Source organism: Candidatus Albibeggiatoa sp. nov. BB20 (assembly GCA_016744725.1).
Lineage (GTDB): Bacteria > Pseudomonadota > Gammaproteobacteria > Beggiatoales > Beggiatoaceae > Albibeggiatoa.
In genome coordinates this window covers 1-17,978 of sequence record JADGDW010000002.1, presented here as the reverse complement: position 1 = coordinate 17,978, position 17,978 = coordinate 1, and the positions used below count along the sequence as shown (strand labels likewise).

At 39.8% G+C, this 17,978-nt stretch carries 13 protein-coding genes; 3 read left to right on the top strand and 10 right to left on the bottom strand.

The window, feature by feature from the left end; genetic code table 11:
* Positions 1–101 precede the first annotated feature (101 nt).
* Entirely contained in the window at positions 102–932 is an 831-nt protein-coding gene (locus ABXH34_RS00310) for a glycine betaine ABC transporter substrate-binding protein (RefSeq protein WP_353569853.1), read from the top strand.
* 363 nt (positions 933–1,295) lie between these two features.
* Entirely contained in the window at positions 1,296–3,161 is a 1,866-nt protein-coding gene (gene thiC, locus ABXH34_RS00305; RefSeq protein WP_353569852.1) for a phosphomethylpyrimidine synthase ThiC, read from the top strand.
* 95 nt (positions 3,162–3,256) lie between these two features.
* Here thiC and ABXH34_RS00300 read toward each other — a convergent pair whose 3' ends face one another.
* The 3 genes from ABXH34_RS00300 to ABXH34_RS00290 all read right to left on the bottom strand — a co-directional run bounded on the left by ABXH34_RS00300 (position 3,257) and on the right by ABXH34_RS00290 (position 7,168).
* Positions 3,257–4,888, bottom strand: a complete 1,632-nt coding sequence (locus tag ABXH34_RS00300; RefSeq protein ID WP_353569851.1) for a sulfotransferase domain-containing protein — start codon at positions 4,886–4,888, stop codon at positions 3,257–3,259.
* Between the two features lie 44 nt (positions 4,889–4,932).
* On the bottom strand, positions 4,933–6,192 hold the full coding sequence (locus tag ABXH34_RS00295) for a glycosyltransferase domain-containing protein (protein ID WP_353569850.1): 1,260 nt from the start codon (positions 6,190–6,192) through the stop codon (positions 4,933–4,935).
* A 115-nt stretch (positions 6,193–6,307) separates the two neighbouring features.
* On the bottom strand, positions 6,308–7,168 hold the full coding sequence (locus ABXH34_RS00290) for a prephenate dehydrogenase (protein WP_353569849.1): 861 nt from the start codon (positions 7,166–7,168) through the stop codon (positions 6,308–6,310).
* Positions 7,169–7,788: 620 nt separating this feature from the next.
* Here ABXH34_RS00290 and ABXH34_RS00285 point away from each other — a divergent pair.
* On the top strand, positions 7,789–9,552 hold the full coding sequence (locus ABXH34_RS00285) for a carboxypeptidase regulatory-like domain-containing protein (RefSeq protein WP_353569848.1): 1,764 nt from the start codon (positions 7,789–7,791) through the stop codon (positions 9,550–9,552).
* Between the two features lie 193 nt (positions 9,553–9,745).
* On the opposite strand, the gene prpF is transcribed toward ABXH34_RS00285, so the two are convergent.
* The 7 genes from prpF to prpB form a co-directional block, all read right to left on the bottom strand.
* On the bottom strand, positions 9,746–10,924 hold the full coding sequence (gene prpF, locus ABXH34_RS00280; protein WP_353569847.1) for a 2-methylaconitate cis-trans isomerase PrpF: 1,179 nt from the start codon (positions 10,922–10,924) through the stop codon (positions 9,746–9,748).
* 52 nt (positions 10,925–10,976) lie between these two features.
* A complete protein-coding gene (locus tag ABXH34_RS00275; protein ID WP_353569846.1) occupies positions 10,977–11,357 on the bottom strand; it encodes a hypothetical protein in 381 nt (126 codons plus the stop codon).
* A gap of 57 nt (positions 11,358–11,414) precedes the next feature.
* On the bottom strand, positions 11,415–11,822 hold the full coding sequence (locus ABXH34_RS00270) for a hypothetical protein (protein ID WP_353569845.1): 408 nt from the start codon (positions 11,820–11,822) through the stop codon (positions 11,415–11,417).
* A 158-nt stretch (positions 11,823–11,980) separates the two neighbouring features.
* Entirely contained in the window at positions 11,981–14,584 is a 2,604-nt protein-coding gene (acnD, locus tag ABXH34_RS00265; protein WP_353569844.1) for a Fe/S-dependent 2-methylisocitrate dehydratase AcnD, read from the bottom strand.
* Between the two features lie 257 nt (positions 14,585–14,841).
* The gene (locus tag ABXH34_RS00260; protein ID WP_353569843.1) at positions 14,842–15,525 is read right to left on the bottom strand and encodes a GntR family transcriptional regulator; all 684 of its coding nucleotides are present in this window, start codon (positions 15,523–15,525) and stop codon (positions 14,842–14,844) included.
* A 234-nt stretch (positions 15,526–15,759) separates the two neighbouring features.
* Positions 15,760–16,905 carry a bifunctional 2-methylcitrate synthase/citrate synthase gene (gene prpC / locus ABXH34_RS00255; RefSeq protein WP_353569842.1) on the bottom strand — a complete coding sequence of 382 codons (1,146 nt, stop codon included), beginning with the start codon at positions 16,903–16,905 and terminating at the stop codon, positions 15,760–15,762.
* Between the two features lie 3 nt (positions 16,906–16,908).
* On the bottom strand, positions 16,909–17,793 hold the full coding sequence (gene prpB, locus ABXH34_RS00250; protein WP_353569841.1) for a methylisocitrate lyase: 885 nt from the start codon (positions 17,791–17,793) through the stop codon (positions 16,909–16,911).
* Positions 17,794–17,978: the final 185 nt, after the last annotated feature.

The following is a 17,978-nucleotide window of genomic DNA, read 5'->3' as shown; positions in this document are numbered from 1 at the left end:
TCATTTACTTCATATATGCGTTGTTCTGGAATTAAACTTAGAGCGTATTGGTTAAATGCTACACTATTAGTGTGAAATTCAATTTAAGGAGAATTTATTTAATGCGATTATTATCTTTAGTCTTATTTTTATGCTGCTTGACACCGGTTCATGCACAGCAAGAAAAAGTCGAATTGGTGTACGTTGAATGGTCTGATAGTATTGCCAGCACTCATATTGTTAGCGTGGTTTTAGAAAATATGGGTTATAAAGTCAAAACGATTTCGGTAAGTGCGGCGGTAATGTGGCAATCTGTTGCGAGTGGAGATGCTGACGGCTTTGTTTCTGCTTGGCTACCCACTGCACATGGACACTATTTAACTGCTGTAGGTCATGAAATCGAAGATTTAGGTGCAAATGTGACAGGGACTAAGATTGGACTTGCTGTACCTGATTATGTAGAGATTGAGTCATTGACAGAGTTAAAGGCAAATGCTGACAAGTTTGATGGCAAAATTATTGGTATTGACCCCGGTGCAGGGATTATGAGTAAAACGGAAGAAATGATTAAAAGCTATCAATTGCGACGTAAATTTGATTTGATTGAGGGTAGTGATGCAACCATGGTCGCAGTATTAGCAGATGCCATTGATAATCAAGCGTGGGTTGCGGTAACTGCTTGGACACCTCATTGGAAATTTAATCGTTGGTCACTGAAGTATTTACAAGACCCGAAACAAATTTATGGTGGTGAGGAATCTATTCATACCGTTGTGCGCAAAGGCCTAAAACAAGATATGCCTGAAGTCTATAAAGTGTTAGATAATTTTAAATTAGACTTAAATGATATACAAACTTTAATGAGCCAGAATCAACAGCAACATGCTGATCCTCATGCAAATGCTCAACGCTGGATTGAAGAAAATCCAGATAAAGTGAATAGCTGGAAATAAAATAGTTGAATTGCTTTTTAGAGTCCCATGTTTCAAATAGACCTCTTCAAAGCAGGAGTGTATGTCATTTTGCACAAGTAAGATAAGTCATGCACTCCAATAGCAAAGGCAGGCTTTATCAGACCTGAAAGATGGCCTGTCATATCTATATCGTCGATGACCATATTCCTATCAGTTTGCTTTATTCTTACCCCTCGCACCTTGAAAACGCTATAGTATCCTATACTGTGGTAAACTGAGATTTAATAAACCGCCATATCTAATCCCTGCAAGCCTATTATTTTCAATAACAATTCAATCTAATAATGGTTTGGGCATAAACCCCAGCAAAGCTATAACTCACTTTACGAAAAGGTAAATGGAATGAGTGCAAGACCTCAAGATATTTTCAATTATCAATTAGACCCAATATGTTTTGAAACATTTCCCAACTCCGATAAAATTTATGTACAAGGCAGTCGTCCTGATATTCGCGTGCCAATGCGTGAAATTAAATTGTCTGACACCATGCTTACTGAGGGCGTTGAAAAGAATTCACCCATCACAGTATATGACACCTCAGGTGCTTACACCGACCCCGCGATTGAAATTAACTTACGCAAAGGGCTAGACCCCATCCGTCAAGCGTGGATTAATGAACGAGATGATACTGAACAACTTGCTGATTTAAGCTCTCAATATGGTCAATCGCGCCAGACTGACCCTGAATTATCCAGTTTCCGCTTTGAACATATAGCTCAGCCACGTCGTGCAAAAACGGGTAAAAATGTGACTCAAATGCACTATGCTCGCCAAGGGATTATCACCCCTGAAATGGAATATATTGCTATTCGAGAAAATCAACGTTTGCAAGAAGTTACCGAGCCGAATTTACGCCAGCAACATCCGGGGCAAAATTTCGGCGCGAATATTCCTGAGCAGATTACACCTGAATTTGTACGTGATGAAATTGCCAGTGGTCGTGCGATTATTCCAGCCAATATCAATCACCCTGAACTTGAACCAATGATTATTGGGCGTAATTTCTTAGTCAAAATCAATGCAAATATCGGAAACTCAGCCACAACCTCATCGATTGAAGAAGAAGTGGAAAAAATGGTATGGTCAATTCGTTGGGGTGGCGATACGGTGATGGATTTGTCTACGGGCAAAAATATTCATGAAACCCGTGAATGGATTATTCGTAATTCGCCTGCACCGATTGGTACTGTGCCGATTTATCAAGCCTTGGAAAAAGTGAACGGTAAAGCAGAAGATTTAACTTGGGAAATGTTCCGTGATACTTTGATTGAGCAAGCAGAACAAGGAGTGGATTATTTCACCATTCATTCGGGTATCCGTTTGGCACATGTACCATTAACCGCAAATCGGGTGACAGGCATTGTATCGCGCGGCGGTTCAATCATGGCTAAATGGTGCTTAGCTCATCATCAGGAAAGCTTTTTATATACTCATTTCGAAGACATTTGCGAAATCATGAAAGCCTATGACGTGTCATTTTCTCTCGGCGATGGTTTGCGCCCCGGTTGTTTGGCTGACGCGAATGATGCAGCACAATTTGCTGAACTGGAAACCCTAGGCGAATTGACCAAAGTGGCTTGGGAGCATGATGTACAAGTGATGATTGAAGGGCCTGGCCACGTGCCAATGCATAAAATTCGTGAAAACATGACCAAGGAATTAGAAGATTGTCATGAAGCCCCATTTTACACTTTAGGCCCATTAGTATCTGATATTGCACCCGGTTACGATCATTTCACCTCAGGCATTGGGGCGGCGATGATTGGCTGGTATGGTTGTGCAATGTTGTGCTATGTCACGCCAAAAGAACATCTTGGTTTGCCTGATAAACACGATGTGCGAGAAGGGATTGTAACTTATAAAATTGCGGCTCATGCTGCGGATTTAGCCAAAGGTCATCCCGGTTCACAAGTCCGTGACAATGCCTTGTCAAAAGCCCGATTTGAATTCCGTTGGGAAGATCAGTTTAACTTAAGTTTAGACCCGTTGAAGGCCAAGGAATTTCATGATGCCACCTTGCCCAAACAGTCTGCTAAAACAGCACATTTCTGCTCGATGTGTGGCCCACATTTCTGCTCGATGAAAATCACTCAAGATGTCCGTGAGTATGCAAAAAACAAAGGGATTGAGGAACAAAAAGCAGTTGAAAAAGGCATGACTGAAATGTCAGTCGAATTTAAAAAACAGGGAAGTGAAGTTTATCACTAAATCAGACCTGAAAAACACCTAAGACCAAGGGTTGGCAGTCCCGAAAATATATTAACAGACATCGTTAAATATCCAGATTGCCAGCCCTTATTCCACTACTCTACATACTTTTGTTCAGAAAAATCCCAATCAAATTTTCGGTCAAACATGGCTTCCAACTTAGCCACATCTTCTAAAACAAACTGCAATATTTTCCGATATAACTCAGGCTTAAATTTAGGCTTAGGCGCAGACTGCTTTGAATGAGATGAATTATGTTGCACATTGCAAGATTGACAAACAAAGTGACTATCAACATCTAGGAATTCAAAGGTCTTTTTTAGGGTTTCATGGGGTTGTTGCTTAAGTTCTTCTGTGGTCAGAATTAAAAATTGTGATTTTGAAAATTTAGGTAAAAAGCTTGAAAGCTGTAAAGCATATAAACTGGTAGGAATAAAGTTTTCTTGTCTTTTTTCTATATATTCACTGAAATCAATCTCCCCTATTTTTGCTTGAGGGTGATGACTATTAAATTGAGCTATTTTGGCAGCATCATCCAGATGATAAAAATAATGCGAGATAATCCGTTCAATAGGATGTCTTAATATATAAATAAACTTCATATTAGGTTGAACCGTATGGATAATCGCGTGTGAACCTTGTCCTTTTGAGGGTAATTGAGTGTAATATACCGAAGCATCGCCCACCCTTTTTTGTCCCTGATAATCAGGCATTAATAATTCCATAGCCTGTTGACGGGAATGTATCTTTACCCCCATATTCGTTTTAATTCGCTTCTTATAGGCCGCATAAGGTAAAAAATGCCCCGGTTCTTTCTCCTTGCTGGAAAAATAAATCTCTGGATGTTCTGAAAGATATTGATACAAACTGGTTGTGCCTGCTTTCATCGCCCCGATAATGGCAAAATTAGGAATTTGTGATTTTGAGATGCCACGCCATTCATCTAATAAACTCTGATTTTTAAACTGGCTGTATCTGTGTTTATATAATTGATCTTGTTCTTTTTTAATCCCTTTTCCAGCCCAAATGCAAGAGTTATCAGAAAAATCCCAATCGGCATATTTTAGTGCAATATCTTGAATTTTGAGATTAGGGGTATTTTTAGCCGCTTCATAAAAACTAATTTGATCTAAATACCATTCGGCTGTACCCATTTCCAGTGCTTTAAAAATATTGTTGGAAACATGGTTAAAAAAAGATAAAATTTTTGGAGTGGGTTGTAAATAGACTGTGCCCGTTAAGAGCTTATGTTCAATTTTTTTAGCATTTAAACGTATTCTTAACGCCAATTCATTCAGGCCTACATCTGTAGCTAAACGATCCAAAGGACACATAATTAAGCTGTCAGCATCTAAAGACAACATCGGTCTTTTGAAAATAGAAATCAATTGAGTCAAGCGAATAAATCGCACACAAGAGCAATAAACCGCTTTTTCATCTCTAGTTGGAAAATCAATCTGTTCATAACTCCATGTAATTCGAGTGCGTTGCAAACATTGTTGCAGCATTCGAATTTGATCCACTACAGCTTGCCTATGACCAAAAATATGCAGGTGTAGCGCATGGTGGGGAGAATGGGTATTTAGAGAATAGGCTAGGGGAATCGCGTGCTCATAAAAATAACTGGGATCACAGGCAACAAAAACCTGAACTCCTCTTACACTAAGCTGTTGATCTTTTGGAATTAATAACTGAGGTAATGTAAATGCTGGTGTTTGATTTGACATGATATATTCATTGGCTCAATGCAATCTTAAGGGATGTTGATAGTTTATTTTTTTTGATCTTTTTTATGCTTTGTGTAGTGAAAATGCGTTTGCAGTGTTGACCAAGGCAATAAAGCCAAGCTAATGGGATTTTTTTCAAGACAGTAATTAAAACTAAGTTGGTCTCGATGTGAAAATGCTTGTACTTCGCTATCCCACATTTTCATGAGTTTTATTATTTTCTCATTGTGGTAACGAAATATAAACGTTGATGCAATTAGCCCATTATCGGCAGGATAGCCATCAGCTTGATATCGACTCACTTGTTTATACATTGTTTCTCGTGTATCCAAGCCTCTTTGTTCACATGCTAAGACTTCCTGATAAAGACAGTTTCTATCAGGGTGCTTCATTGTCACCATGTCGTATTGGGCTAAATTGGTGAGATCGTTGATATTGCAAGCTTGGATCACATTGCCGTCCAGCCATACGCTGAAATCATAGCCATTCAAATATAAATCAGGTCTGATTTTGATGTGACGCGCTAATTTAACGCCACTGCCTCCAACTTTAATCACATTCCAAAAATCACTTTTCACATGATCCATATTGGTAAATAGAAAGTAGTCATAGTCTTCATTGATATAGCGAGGTGGTGCAATATCATCGTAACCATCAATAATTGCAGTATAAATGGCTTTTTTCATCAAAGGAGTATCATGCCCAAGCAGTTGATAATGTCTGGTTTTATCTATTTTCGTTTGTAAATTAATATGACTTAAAAAATATTCACTAAAAATACTTTCAGACACGCGATCACAATCATGTACAAAAATATCACAGGGTTGGCCATGCGAATTTTTATACGCGAGTTTGGAAGCCGCTTGAATACTTTGAAGTCGCCCCGGCATTTTATCTGAGTATCCCGGCGGTGCATCCACAATAATATATCGCCAATCTGTTGAACAGACTTCAGCAGGTAGAAATAATTCCAATGAATTTGGATTGATGCTTACAGCCGCCAAATCTGTCGCCCAATTTTTTAAGCGGGTTTTATATTTAACCAGATACGCATTAATGTCTGGATTTTGTTCTTGAACCGTATTAAGCCATTTTTTATCATGTTCTATAAAAATGGTTGTCCCACCTGCATTTATCTCTTGCCAAAGAGGGCTATCATTTCCCAAGCCAAAGACCAGAATATTACACGGCACATTATTAGCAATTTGTTCAGCAATATGAGTATATTCATTTTGTGACATCTGTCCTGGATTTGATGTGGCGAGTGCTTCAATTTTTGCAATCCATTTTGCATCTAACGACATACTGATTCCTTTGTTAACAATAGGTGCGATTTTAAATGATTTATACTCAATGGGTTAAATGAGGCTCATGAGGTGAATTGACCTTAATCAAGATTCATTTTTGAATATGCTGCAACTAGCCACAAAAATTATCACGTTCGGTTTTAGCCCGTGTAAAAACTTGCATAATGGTTTCACTATCTTGCCGTTCAATCGCATCGGTCAGTATTTGCAAATCGGCGTTGAATTGGGCTAACACATCAAGCACTGCAGCTTGGTTTGCAAGACAGATGTCATGCCACATTTTGGGGTTACTTGAAGCAATACGAGTAAAATCACGAAAACCACCCGCCGCATTTTCAAAAATAGCAACGCGCTCATTCATAGACGCTAAAGTATCAACAAGGCTATAGGCCAATACATGGGGGACATGGCTGGTTGCAGCTAATACTTGGTCATGGTTTTGAATATCCATATCAACCACATTTGCACCTGCTAACTGCCACATTTGTTTTATTTTTTCATGGGCTTGGGGGTTTGTATCCGCAGTAGGGGTTAAAATCACGCGGCGATTATCATAAAGTTCGGCAAAAGCTGCTGTTGCGCCACTTTTTTCTGTACCTGCGATGGGATGGCCAGCAACAAAGTTCGGATATTTATCACCTAAATATTGCTGTGCATCTGATATTACACACGCTTTGGCACTGCCACCATCGGTAATAATGGTATTTTCAGACAGATGAGGTTGAATTGTTTCAAACACTTGCGCCATCATACTTAAAGGTACGGCAAGCATAACGACATCGGCATTTTGCACGGACTCTGCTAAATCTGTGGTGTATTGGTCAATAATGTTTAATTCAATCGCTTTTTTTAAGTTTTCGATACTGCGTCCACAACCTATAATTTCACCGCAGGCTTGTTTACGTTTGAGAGCAAGAGCAAGTGATCCTCCAATCAGTCCGACACCAATAATAGTTAAGCGTTGAATCAACATAAGCGTATGTATTTACCTTTTATTCTCGTTCTAAAATACGGGATAAAGCTATCCTTACCAATACTTTCAAAAACTCATTATGACTATATTGACAATTAAATGGATTTGAAGCAAGTCTGTATTTTTGAATTTTTCTGGTTTTTATAAAGCGGTTATCATTTCACAATGGGCAGACATAAAAAAAGCAGCCCCTGTGATTTGCCTTTTCATAATATAGTTGTTTTATTTTAAAGTGATACAGGACTGGCAGTTCTCAAATTTGAAAGTGTTTGATATTTAAAATATTAAAGGACTGCCAGTCCAATGCATAACAAGAAATTCACTATAGATTCAATACTAGGTCAAACTTAGAAACCATCTCTCGAAATTCATACTGAACCTTCCATTAAGACACCTGCGCTACGGCTCATAATGGCTATCAAAATTTTTAGAACTACGATAACATTATATGAAAAAGCAGCGATGATTCAACGCTTTATGAATAACGCTTGATGTGGAATGAATTTTCAAGTAGTTAAATATAAGTCAAACAGGGTTTTAAATTAAATACTTCCTTTTCAATTGTTTGTTTTATCAACACTATTTCAACTCCACATCAGCCATAACAAGGTAACAATGGTATGTATAATCTTCTCACACGTTTTTATCTCTTATTATTTCTATCTATTAATTCACTATCGGTTTTTGCTTATTCGTATGGTGATCCGACAAATTCTGAACAGTTTTTTTTAGAACTGCTTAATCGAGCACGGGCAAATCCAACCACAGAAGCAGAGCGACTCGATATAGCGGATGCGATAAATGAAGCTTCACTGCCAGCTTTAGCATTTAATTCACAATTGTCTCAAGCAGCGGGTGATAATAGTGGTTTAACTTATATTCAGCGCGTAGAAAATGCAGGCTATGAATATCAATCGATTCAAGAAAGCACTGCAACTTATAGCTTTTCTTTTTCAGTACGTCCTCCTTTCAATCAAGCACCAAGTGCTTCAGAACCGTATAAAAATTTATTTAAAAATCCTAATGATAGAGCGAATATCTTATCAAGTAATTTCAAAGAAATGGGCATTAGATTCAGTTCTAATTTAATAGGAGGAGGAATAGGTGTACAGTCAAATTTAACGGCTATTTTTGCAAGTTCTTCAAATGAGTCTCGTGGTTTTATTTTGGGAGTTATTTATAGTGACAGAGATAAAGATGGCTTTTATTCTGTTGGAGAAGGGATTGCTGATGTGCAAATCACTGTGGTTGAAACAGGTGAGCAGACATTGACTGCCAGTGCAGGAGGATATGCTTTACCTTTGAATGCAGGTGAATATAACCTTGAATTTTCCCATCCCAAATTTCAAATCACCCAAACAATAAGTCTTGCCGACAACAACGTCAAAATTGATATTATTAATCCAGTGCCTTACATCACAGGCTATGTTTTCAATGATGGCGAAAGCTTGAAGGATGTGCAAATTACTGTTGTTGAGACAGGAGAGCAAACAACAACAGATAGCAGTGGTTATTATGATTTAGCTTTGGCTTCAGGTCATTATACGCTTGAATTTTCTCATGAAAAATTGGATAAAATAACTCGAAATGTGGATGTTGAAAACAGTAATATTAATATGAACGTGCTGGAGGGTAAACCAGAACCTGGACTTTTGACAACCACCGCAAATGCAATCGAGATTGCTCAAAGCTCTGCTATTCTAACCGTAGAAGTTCAGCCTTCATCAAGTGATAGTGTCTATTTTCAGTATGGTTTATCTAGTTCTTATGGCAAGGAAGCGAGTCCTAATATTGAAATAGGTAATTTGCAATGTGGTACGCTTTATCACTATAGAGCTGCTTATCTATCTCGAACATTTTATTCTGCGGCTTTGTATGATACAACTATTGAATATGGTAATGATAAAACATTTACCACCCTTCCTTGCGTAGTTTGCGATACACCACCAATATCCACACAAACCTGTAACGATGCTGGCTGTGTATGGTCAACTCTAACCGAATTAGATACTGATATCGAGTCAGATACATGTAACTATATTCCAATCGATAGATTTAGAGATGTCGATGGAAACCTTTGGAAAAATCCTGTGCGCTACTTTGATGCAAGCAATTATAGTCAATCTGACGGAACACCATTTGACACAACCCAATTTGCACCTCTCAGTTATCAAAATGCGATAGAAGGTCTTTTCCAAATACGTCACGCCTGTCAAGCAAGTTGGTATAGTGGTCAGAAAGATTTAGACTGGATTCCTGCTAACATAGTAGGTGCTATTAATTACTGTGCTTATCCAGATAAAATTTCAGAAGTGGTGACACTTTTGCGTGAAGTTGCAAATCAATTGGCTTGTGAAAATAATTTGCCAGAATGTAATCCATAGCGATCTATAGTCATTTTATTTTAAAAGGATATAAGACTGGCAGCCTTAAATTTCAAAACTATTTGATATTTAAAATATTTCAGGACTTCCAGCCCTCACATCTAAGATAGAATTGACTATAAAACTTAGTCTTTTTCAGGAGCTTCAGACAGTCAAAAGCTGAAGCTACTTGTTATATAAGTAATATCAAATATTAGAAGCTATCACCTGGAATACGCACTGTACCTTCCATTAATACCCGCGCACTACGGCTCATAATCGCTTTATCAACTGCCCATTCGCCACCTTTTTGACTGGCTTCCGCACCCACGCGTAATGTACCTGATGGATGTCCGAATCGTACCGCATTACGTTCTTCTCCACCCGCTGCAAGATTGACTAAAGTACCGGGAATTGCCGCCGCTGTACCAATCGCCACGGCGGCTGTTCCCATCATTGCATGGTGTAATTTACCCATTGATAAAGCACGAACATTAATATCAATATCATCAGTTTTGATTTGTTTGCCACTGGACGCGGTATAATCAGCAGGAGGCGCGACAAAAGCCACTTTCGGTGTATGTTGACGATTGGCGGCTTCTGCTACATCACTGATTAAACCCATGCGTAATGCACCGTAAGCGCGAATGGTTTCAAAACGTTCTAATGCCGCAGGGTCGCCGTTGATGGCTTCTTGTAATTCTGTGCCTGTATAGCCAATTTCATCGGCATTTAAGAATACAGTGGGGATGCCCGCGCTAATCATGGTAGCTTTGAATGTGCCGATGCCCGGGACTTCTAAATCATCCACTAAATTACCCGTTGGGAACATTGCACCGTCGCCATCAGAAGGGTCTAAAAATTCCACTTCCACTTCAGCGGCTGGGAAGGTTACGCCGTCTAGTTCAAAATCACCTGTTTCTTGTACTTCGCCGTTAGTGATAGGGACGTGGGCAATAATGGTTTTTTTGATGTTGACTTGCCAAATACGCACAATCAAGACTCCATTTTCAGGAATACGATCTGCATCGACTAAACCACTGGAAATTGCGAATGAACCCACCGCAGCGGTTAAATTGCCACAATTGCCACTCCAATCAACAAAGGCTTTATCAATCGCGACTTGTCCGAATAAGTAATCAACGTCGTGGTTGGCTTGAGTGCTTTTGGCGAGAATGACGGTTTTGCTGGTACTGGAGGTCGCGCCGCCCATGCCGTCAGTGTGTTTGCCGTAAGGGTCAGGGCTACCGATAACGCGTAGTAATAAGTTGTCACGTGCTTCACCTGCGACTTGTGCTGATTCAGGTAAGTCGGTTAAATTGAAAAATACGCCTTTGCTTGTGCCACCACGCATATAAGTGGCTGGGATTTTAATTTGAGATACGTGAGGCATGTTTGTGGTTTCCTTTTCAAGAAATAAATTTGGAAGGGTTAAATGTAAATATTTAGTAAATTAATCTATTATGGTTTCTTTTATCATTTTTCTCTTTAAAATCTTTAATTTTTTTAGTTATATAAATTACTAATCCACTTGAAATAAAAACACTTATGAATAAGCTGAAATTGTGAAAAAATATAGCAAACACCCCTAAAAAAATTAAAATAACAGTTGAACCTTGTATCAATTTTATTCTTATATAATAATCATCATTATCGTCTAATGAAACAAATAAAGAGGAAAAGACCAATAAATAAAAGAGAGGAACAAGATAAATAGCTCTATCAAAATCACACTCTAGTTCAAACAAAAATATATTTGGCAAAACTATTAACATTGGTGTTGCAAAAATTAGTAGATTTTTTAAAAAGAATAGTCGTTTTCTCATTGATATTACCCAATACTCGCGTGGTCTGCTGCTGCAGCAATAAAAATTTATTTATAATTAGCAAATTAACCTATCACGACTTCTTTTATCATTTTTCTTTTTAAAGTCTTCGGTTGCTCGGGCGACTTGAACTATACATATTCCTGAAAAGAAGAGAATTTCGGAAAACTCTGTAAATGCGCTTTGTGTTACCATTGTGTAGTGAAACACTATATCAGATATACCTAAAGTAGCTAAAGCAATACCCATAACATATATAAGTTTTGCTTTTATGTAAAAGCTATGGTTATCACTTAGTGATGCAAATAAAGAGACAATAGCTAATAAGCAGAAAAATGGTATAAAATAAACAACTCTATGAAAATCACATTCATTTAGATCAAACAGCAATAAATATAAAAGAATTGCTGGAATTGGCACAACAAAAAACATTAAACAATCTAAAATAAATAATAGCTTTTTCATTGTGTTATCCAAATATATAAGTTAATCATGACGCGGAGCGTCAAAGCTGAGTTACCACGCTGAGCGTAGTAACTAGAGGGTTGTTCTTATATCTCTCGCTCTCTCGTTCCAACGGTCTCCGTTGGAATGCAGCCCAGACGCTCCGCGTCACAAAAAAACTACTGATTACCCGCCAAGAAATCTTGTGCAAAGCGTTGTAATACACCACCCGCTTCATACACAGACACTTCTTCAGCCGTATCTAAACGACACATAACAGGCACTTCAACCGTTTCACCATTTTTACGATTGATAATCACAGTCAACTCAGCGCGTGGGGTTAAATCACCAATGACATCAAACGTTTCTGTACCATCGATGCCGTAAGTTTCACGGGTTTCACCTGCTTTAAACTCTAAAGGCAATACACCCATGCCCACCAAGTTTGTACGGTGAATACGCTCAAAGCCTTCTGCCATAATCGCCTCAACACCTGCTAAACGCACACCTTTCGCCGCCCAATCGCGTGAAGAACCTTGACCATAATCCGCACCTGCCACAATAATCAATGGCTGTTTACGTTCCATATAAGTCTCAATCGCTTCCCACATACGGGTTTCTTGACCTTCAGGCTCGATGCGAGCAAGTGAACCTTGTTTAATGTCGCCTTTTTCATCACGACACATTTCATTTAATAATTTAGGATTGGCAAATGTCGCACGTTGCGCGGTTAAGTGATCGCCACGGTGGGTTGCATAAGAATTAAAATCTTCTTCAGGTAAACCCATTTTATGCAGATAAGCCCCCGCCGCACTTTCCAACATAATCGCATTAGAAGGAGACAAATGATCGGTGGTGATGTTATCGCCTAAAACCGCTAAAGGACGCATCCCTTTCATAGTCCGTTCACCTGCCAACGCACCTTCCCAATAAGGCGGACGACGAATGTAAGTGCTTTGTGGTCTCCAATCGTATAAGGGGCTTTCCGCTTCTTCAATCACACCCAAATCAAACATAGGATTATAGACTTGTTGGAACTGCTCAGGCTTGACACTGGCAGCAACAATCGTGTCGATTTCTTCATCAGAAGGCCAAATGTCTTTTAAATAAATCTCTTTGCCATTGGCATCTTTGCCTAACACATCTTGCTCAATATCAAAACGGATTGTACCCGCAATCGCATACGCCACCACCAATGGAGGAGAAGCCAAAAATGCTTGTTTTGCATAAGGATGGATACGACCGTCAAAGTTACGATTACCAGACAACACCGCTGTTGTATATAAATCGCGGTCAATAATTTCTTGTTGGATTTTAGGATCAAGCGCACCACTCATACCGTTACAAGTTGTACATGCAAACGCCACGATGCCAAAGCCTAATTTTTCTAATTCAGATAATAAGCCTGCTTCTTTTAAATACAATTCCGCGACTTTAGAACCCGGTGCAAATGATGATTTGACCCAAGGTTTACGGATTAAGCCCAATTCGTTGGCTTTTTTCGCAATTAAAGCCGCCGCAACCACATTACGAGGATTTGACGTATTGGTACAAGAGGTAATCGCAGCGATGATGACCGCGCCATCTGGCATTTTGCCTTCGGCTTCTTCCGCTTGGGCTTTATCCAAATCAACCGCAATACCGCGTGAGGCTAAATCACTCGTTGGTAAGCGACGATGAGGATTAGAAGGACCCGCCATGTTGCGTACAACTGTTGATAAGTCAAATTTTAATACACGTTCATATTCCGCATTTTCTAAGTCATTCGCCCATAAACCTGTGGTTTTCGCATAATTTTCAACTAATGCCACTTGTTCCGCGTCACGACCTGTTAATTTTAAATAATCAATGGTTTGCTCATCGATGTAGAACATGCCCGCTGATGCGCCGAATTCTGGTGTCATATTAGAAATCGTTGCACGATCACCAATGGTTAAGTTTTTCGCGCCTTCGCCAAAGAATTCTAAATAAGCAGACACAACACGCTCTTTACGTAAAAATTCTGTAATCGCTAACACAACGTCAGTCGCTGTGATACCGGGTTGACGTTTGCCGACTAATTCCACCCCGATAATGTCTGGAAGACGCATCATAGATGGACGACCTAACATCACGGTTTCAGCTTCTAAACCACCAACACCAATTGCAATCACGCCTAAAGCATCAACGTGCGGGGTATGGCTATCTGTACCAACACAGGTATCAGGGAATGCAACACCTTCACGCGCCTGAATCACAGGAGACATTTTTTCCAAGTTGATTTGGTGCATGATGCCGTTGCCCGCTGGAATCACGTCGACGTTTTCAAATGCGGTTTTTGTCCATTCGATGAAGTGAAAACGATCTTCGTTACGACGGTCTTCAATTGCACGATTTTTTTCAAATGCGTCTGGGTCAAAGCCCGCTGCTTCAACGGCTAATGAATGGTCAACGATTAATTGGGTTGGGACAACGGGGTTTACTTTAGCTGGGTCGCCGCCTTGGTCTGCAATCGCATCACGTAAGCCTGCTAAATCAACTAATGCTGTTTGTCCTAAAATGTCATGGCAGACCACACGTGCAGGATACCAAGGAAAATCTAAATCACGTTTATTTTCAATTAATTGTTTAAGCGAATCAGTTAACACCGCAGGGTCGCAACGGCGTACTAATTGTTCTGCTAATACGCGAGAGGTATAAGGAAGTTTTGCATACGCGCCTGCTTGAATCGCTTCAACGGCTTCACGGGTATCAAAATAATCAAGTTGTGTATCTGGGAGTTGTTTACGGTATTCGGTATTCATTTGTTAATCTCTTTAACTTAAGTAGGGTGCATAAATGAAACACCATGCACCTTTGATGTATCGAGCTTTTGGTGTATGACGCTTTGCTTATACACCCTACAATCTGTCTGAAATATTAAAAATCTGTTGATTTAGAGTTTTTGGTATATGACGCTTTGCTATATACACCCTACAATCTGTCTGAAATATTAAAAATCTGTTGATTTAGAGTTTTTGGTATATGACACTTCGTTTATACATCCTACAATCTGTCAGAATTAGTTCGGATTGGCATCACTGATTAATTTTTGTTCTAGGGTATTTTTTGTATACAGAATATGACGGCGCATTAGGATTTCGGCGAGTTCTGCATCACGGTTGGAGATGGCTTGCACAATGTGTTTATGCTCATCAAATGCAGTGCTAACGCGCGGGCCTGCCATGCCAAGTTGGACACGATACATACGAATCAAATGGTAAATACTGTCAAGCAGCATTGACACCAATTGATTGTTTTTGCTGCCTAAAATCACCCGATAGTGAAAGTCTAAATCACCCGCTTCTTGATAATAGGTTTCACCTGTTTGCACTGTTTCTAAATGGGTGTTGAGCAGTTCGTGTAAATCCGCGATTTCGGCATCACTCATGTTCATTGCCGCAAGACGCGCCGCCATGCCTTCTAATGATTCACGGACTTGATACAGTTCGGCTAAGCCTTCAAGGGTTAAGGTGACAACCCGTGCGCCGATGTTGGCTTTACGCTCGACGAGGTGACAGGATTCTAAACGGTTAATGGCTTCACGAATCACGGCACGACTGACCGCGTATTTTGTCGACAATTCAGTTTCACTTAATTTTGAACCTGACAAAATAATGCCTTCAACAATGTCTTTTCTTAGTTGAATAAAGGTTTTATCTGTAATAGTGACAGGTTGAGCAGTGAAGTTAACCGAAGGAATCATAGTTCATTTCCAAAAGGCTGGAGGGGTTAGCCGTAATGTGAAGTTGTCACTGACATAAAGAAGTGTGTCTGTATCAAAAAATGTTTTTTAATCAGTAAGATATTTAATAATGGCGCGGAGCGTCTGGGCTGCATTCCAACGGTCTCCGTTGGAACGAGTGGAGAGTAAAAATTATCCTCTAGTTACTACGCTCAGCGTGGTAACTCAGCTTTGACGCTCTGCGTCATATATCAATTAACGCTCGTCAAGGCTTTTATATCTTAACCCTTCAGGGCCAGTATAATTCGCAGAAGGACGGATGATTTTGCCATCTTCACGTTGTTCAATCACATGTGCACCCCAACCTGTGACACGCGCAATCACGAATAACGGCGTAAACATATCAGTCGGTACACCCATTTGATTGTAAGAAACCGCAGAGAACCAATCTAAATTAGGGAACATTTTCTTAATATCCCACATCACAGATTCTAAACGTTCCGCAACATGATACATTTTGGTATTACATGCTTCTTCAGATAACTGTCTCGCAACACGTTTAATCACTTCATTCCGTGGATCGCTGACGGTGTAAACAGGATGACCGAAACCAATGACGATTTCTTTACGTTCGATACGTGCGCGAATATCTGCTTCAGCTTCTTCAGGCGATTTATAACGGCTTTGGATACGGAATGCGACTTCATTTGCGCCACCGTGTTTAGGCCCGCGTAATGCACCAATCGCACCTGTAATCGCGGAATACATATCAGAGTTTGTGCCTGCAATCACACGACCTGTGAACGTAGACGCATTAAATTCATGCTCTGCATATAAAACCAAAGACGTGTGCATCGCGCGAACCCAAGATTCTTTTGGTTTTTCGCCATGTAATAAATGCAAGAAGTGACCGCCTAATGATTCATCATCGGTTTCAACTTCAATACGTTTGCCATTAATGGTGAAATGATACCAATACAATAATGCAGAACCCAAGCTCGCCATTAAACGATCAATAATATCACGTGCTTCTGCAATTGGATGGTCTTCACTTTCTGGCATACAACTACCCATAATTGAACAGGCGGTACGCATCACGTCCATAGGGTGGGCTGTTGGTGGTAATGCTTCCAATGCCACTTTAACCGCATGAGGTAACGCACGGAAGTTTTTCAAACGTTTTTTATACGTCTCTAATTCTGAACGATTTGGTAAAAAGCCATGTACTAATAAGTGGGCAATTTCTTCAAATTCTGCGGTTTCAGCAAAATCTAAAATGTCATAACCACGGTAGTGTAAATCGTTACCTTTTTTACCTACAGTACAAATCGCTGTATTACCCGCTGCTGTACCTGATAAAGCAACTGATTTCTTCGCTTTTGGCAAAACTTGCTCACTCATGAATTACGCTCCTTCAGAAGAAAATAAAGAATCTAATTTTTGTTCAAAACTATGATAATCAAGATAGTCGTATAATTCGGCGCGGGTTTGCATAGTGTCGACAACATTTTGTTGTGTACCTTCAGCAACCAATTTTTTGTAGACATTTAACGCCGCTGCATTCGCTGCACGGAAAGCCGATAATGGATATAAAGCAATGCTCACGTCAGCCGATGCTAATTGTTCAGTGGTGAATAATGGCGTTGAACCGAATTCAGTAATATTCGCTAATACAGGTACTTTTACAGCCTCGACGAATTTTTTATACATGTCTAAATCGGTTATCGCTTCAGGGAAAATCATATCTGCACCCGCTTCAACACAAGCACAAGCACGGTCGATGGCAGATTGTAAACCTTCAACCGCTAAGGCATCCGTACGCGCCATAATCACAAAGTCAGGGTCTAATTTCGCGTCAACTGCTGCTTTGATACGATCAACCATTTCACCTTGAGACACAATGGCTTTGTTAGGGCGATGACCACAACGTTTTTGCATTACTTGGTCTTCAATATGTACCGCAGCCGCGCCTGTTCTGTCCATCGCACGAATTGCACGCGCAATATTGAACGCACCACCCCAGCCCACATCGATGTCGACTAATACAGGTAAGTTTGTTACGTCAGTGATACGGCGTAAATCGATTAATACGTCTTCTAATGTGGTGATACCTAAATCAGGGATACCACAAGAACCAGCAGCCACACCGCCACCTGAGATATAGAGGGATTTGAAGCCTTCGGCTTGTGCAAGACGTGCGTGGTAGGCATTGATTGCACCCACACATTGCAATGGCTTTTCGGTTGCCACTAACTCGCGGAATTGTTTTCCAGGTGAAGAAAGACTCATAGCTTTTCCTTTCGATTTTAGTGTGTTGCACAAATGGCTAGCAATACTATTTTAGGAAGTCCAAATAGAATGCCTTATGATATTGATAAAGTTTTCTTATGGGGATTGTCGACAATATAACCTTGAATCGCCTTTGCGTCAATATGTAGATTAGTGAATTGTCGACAATATATTGAAGAATATAA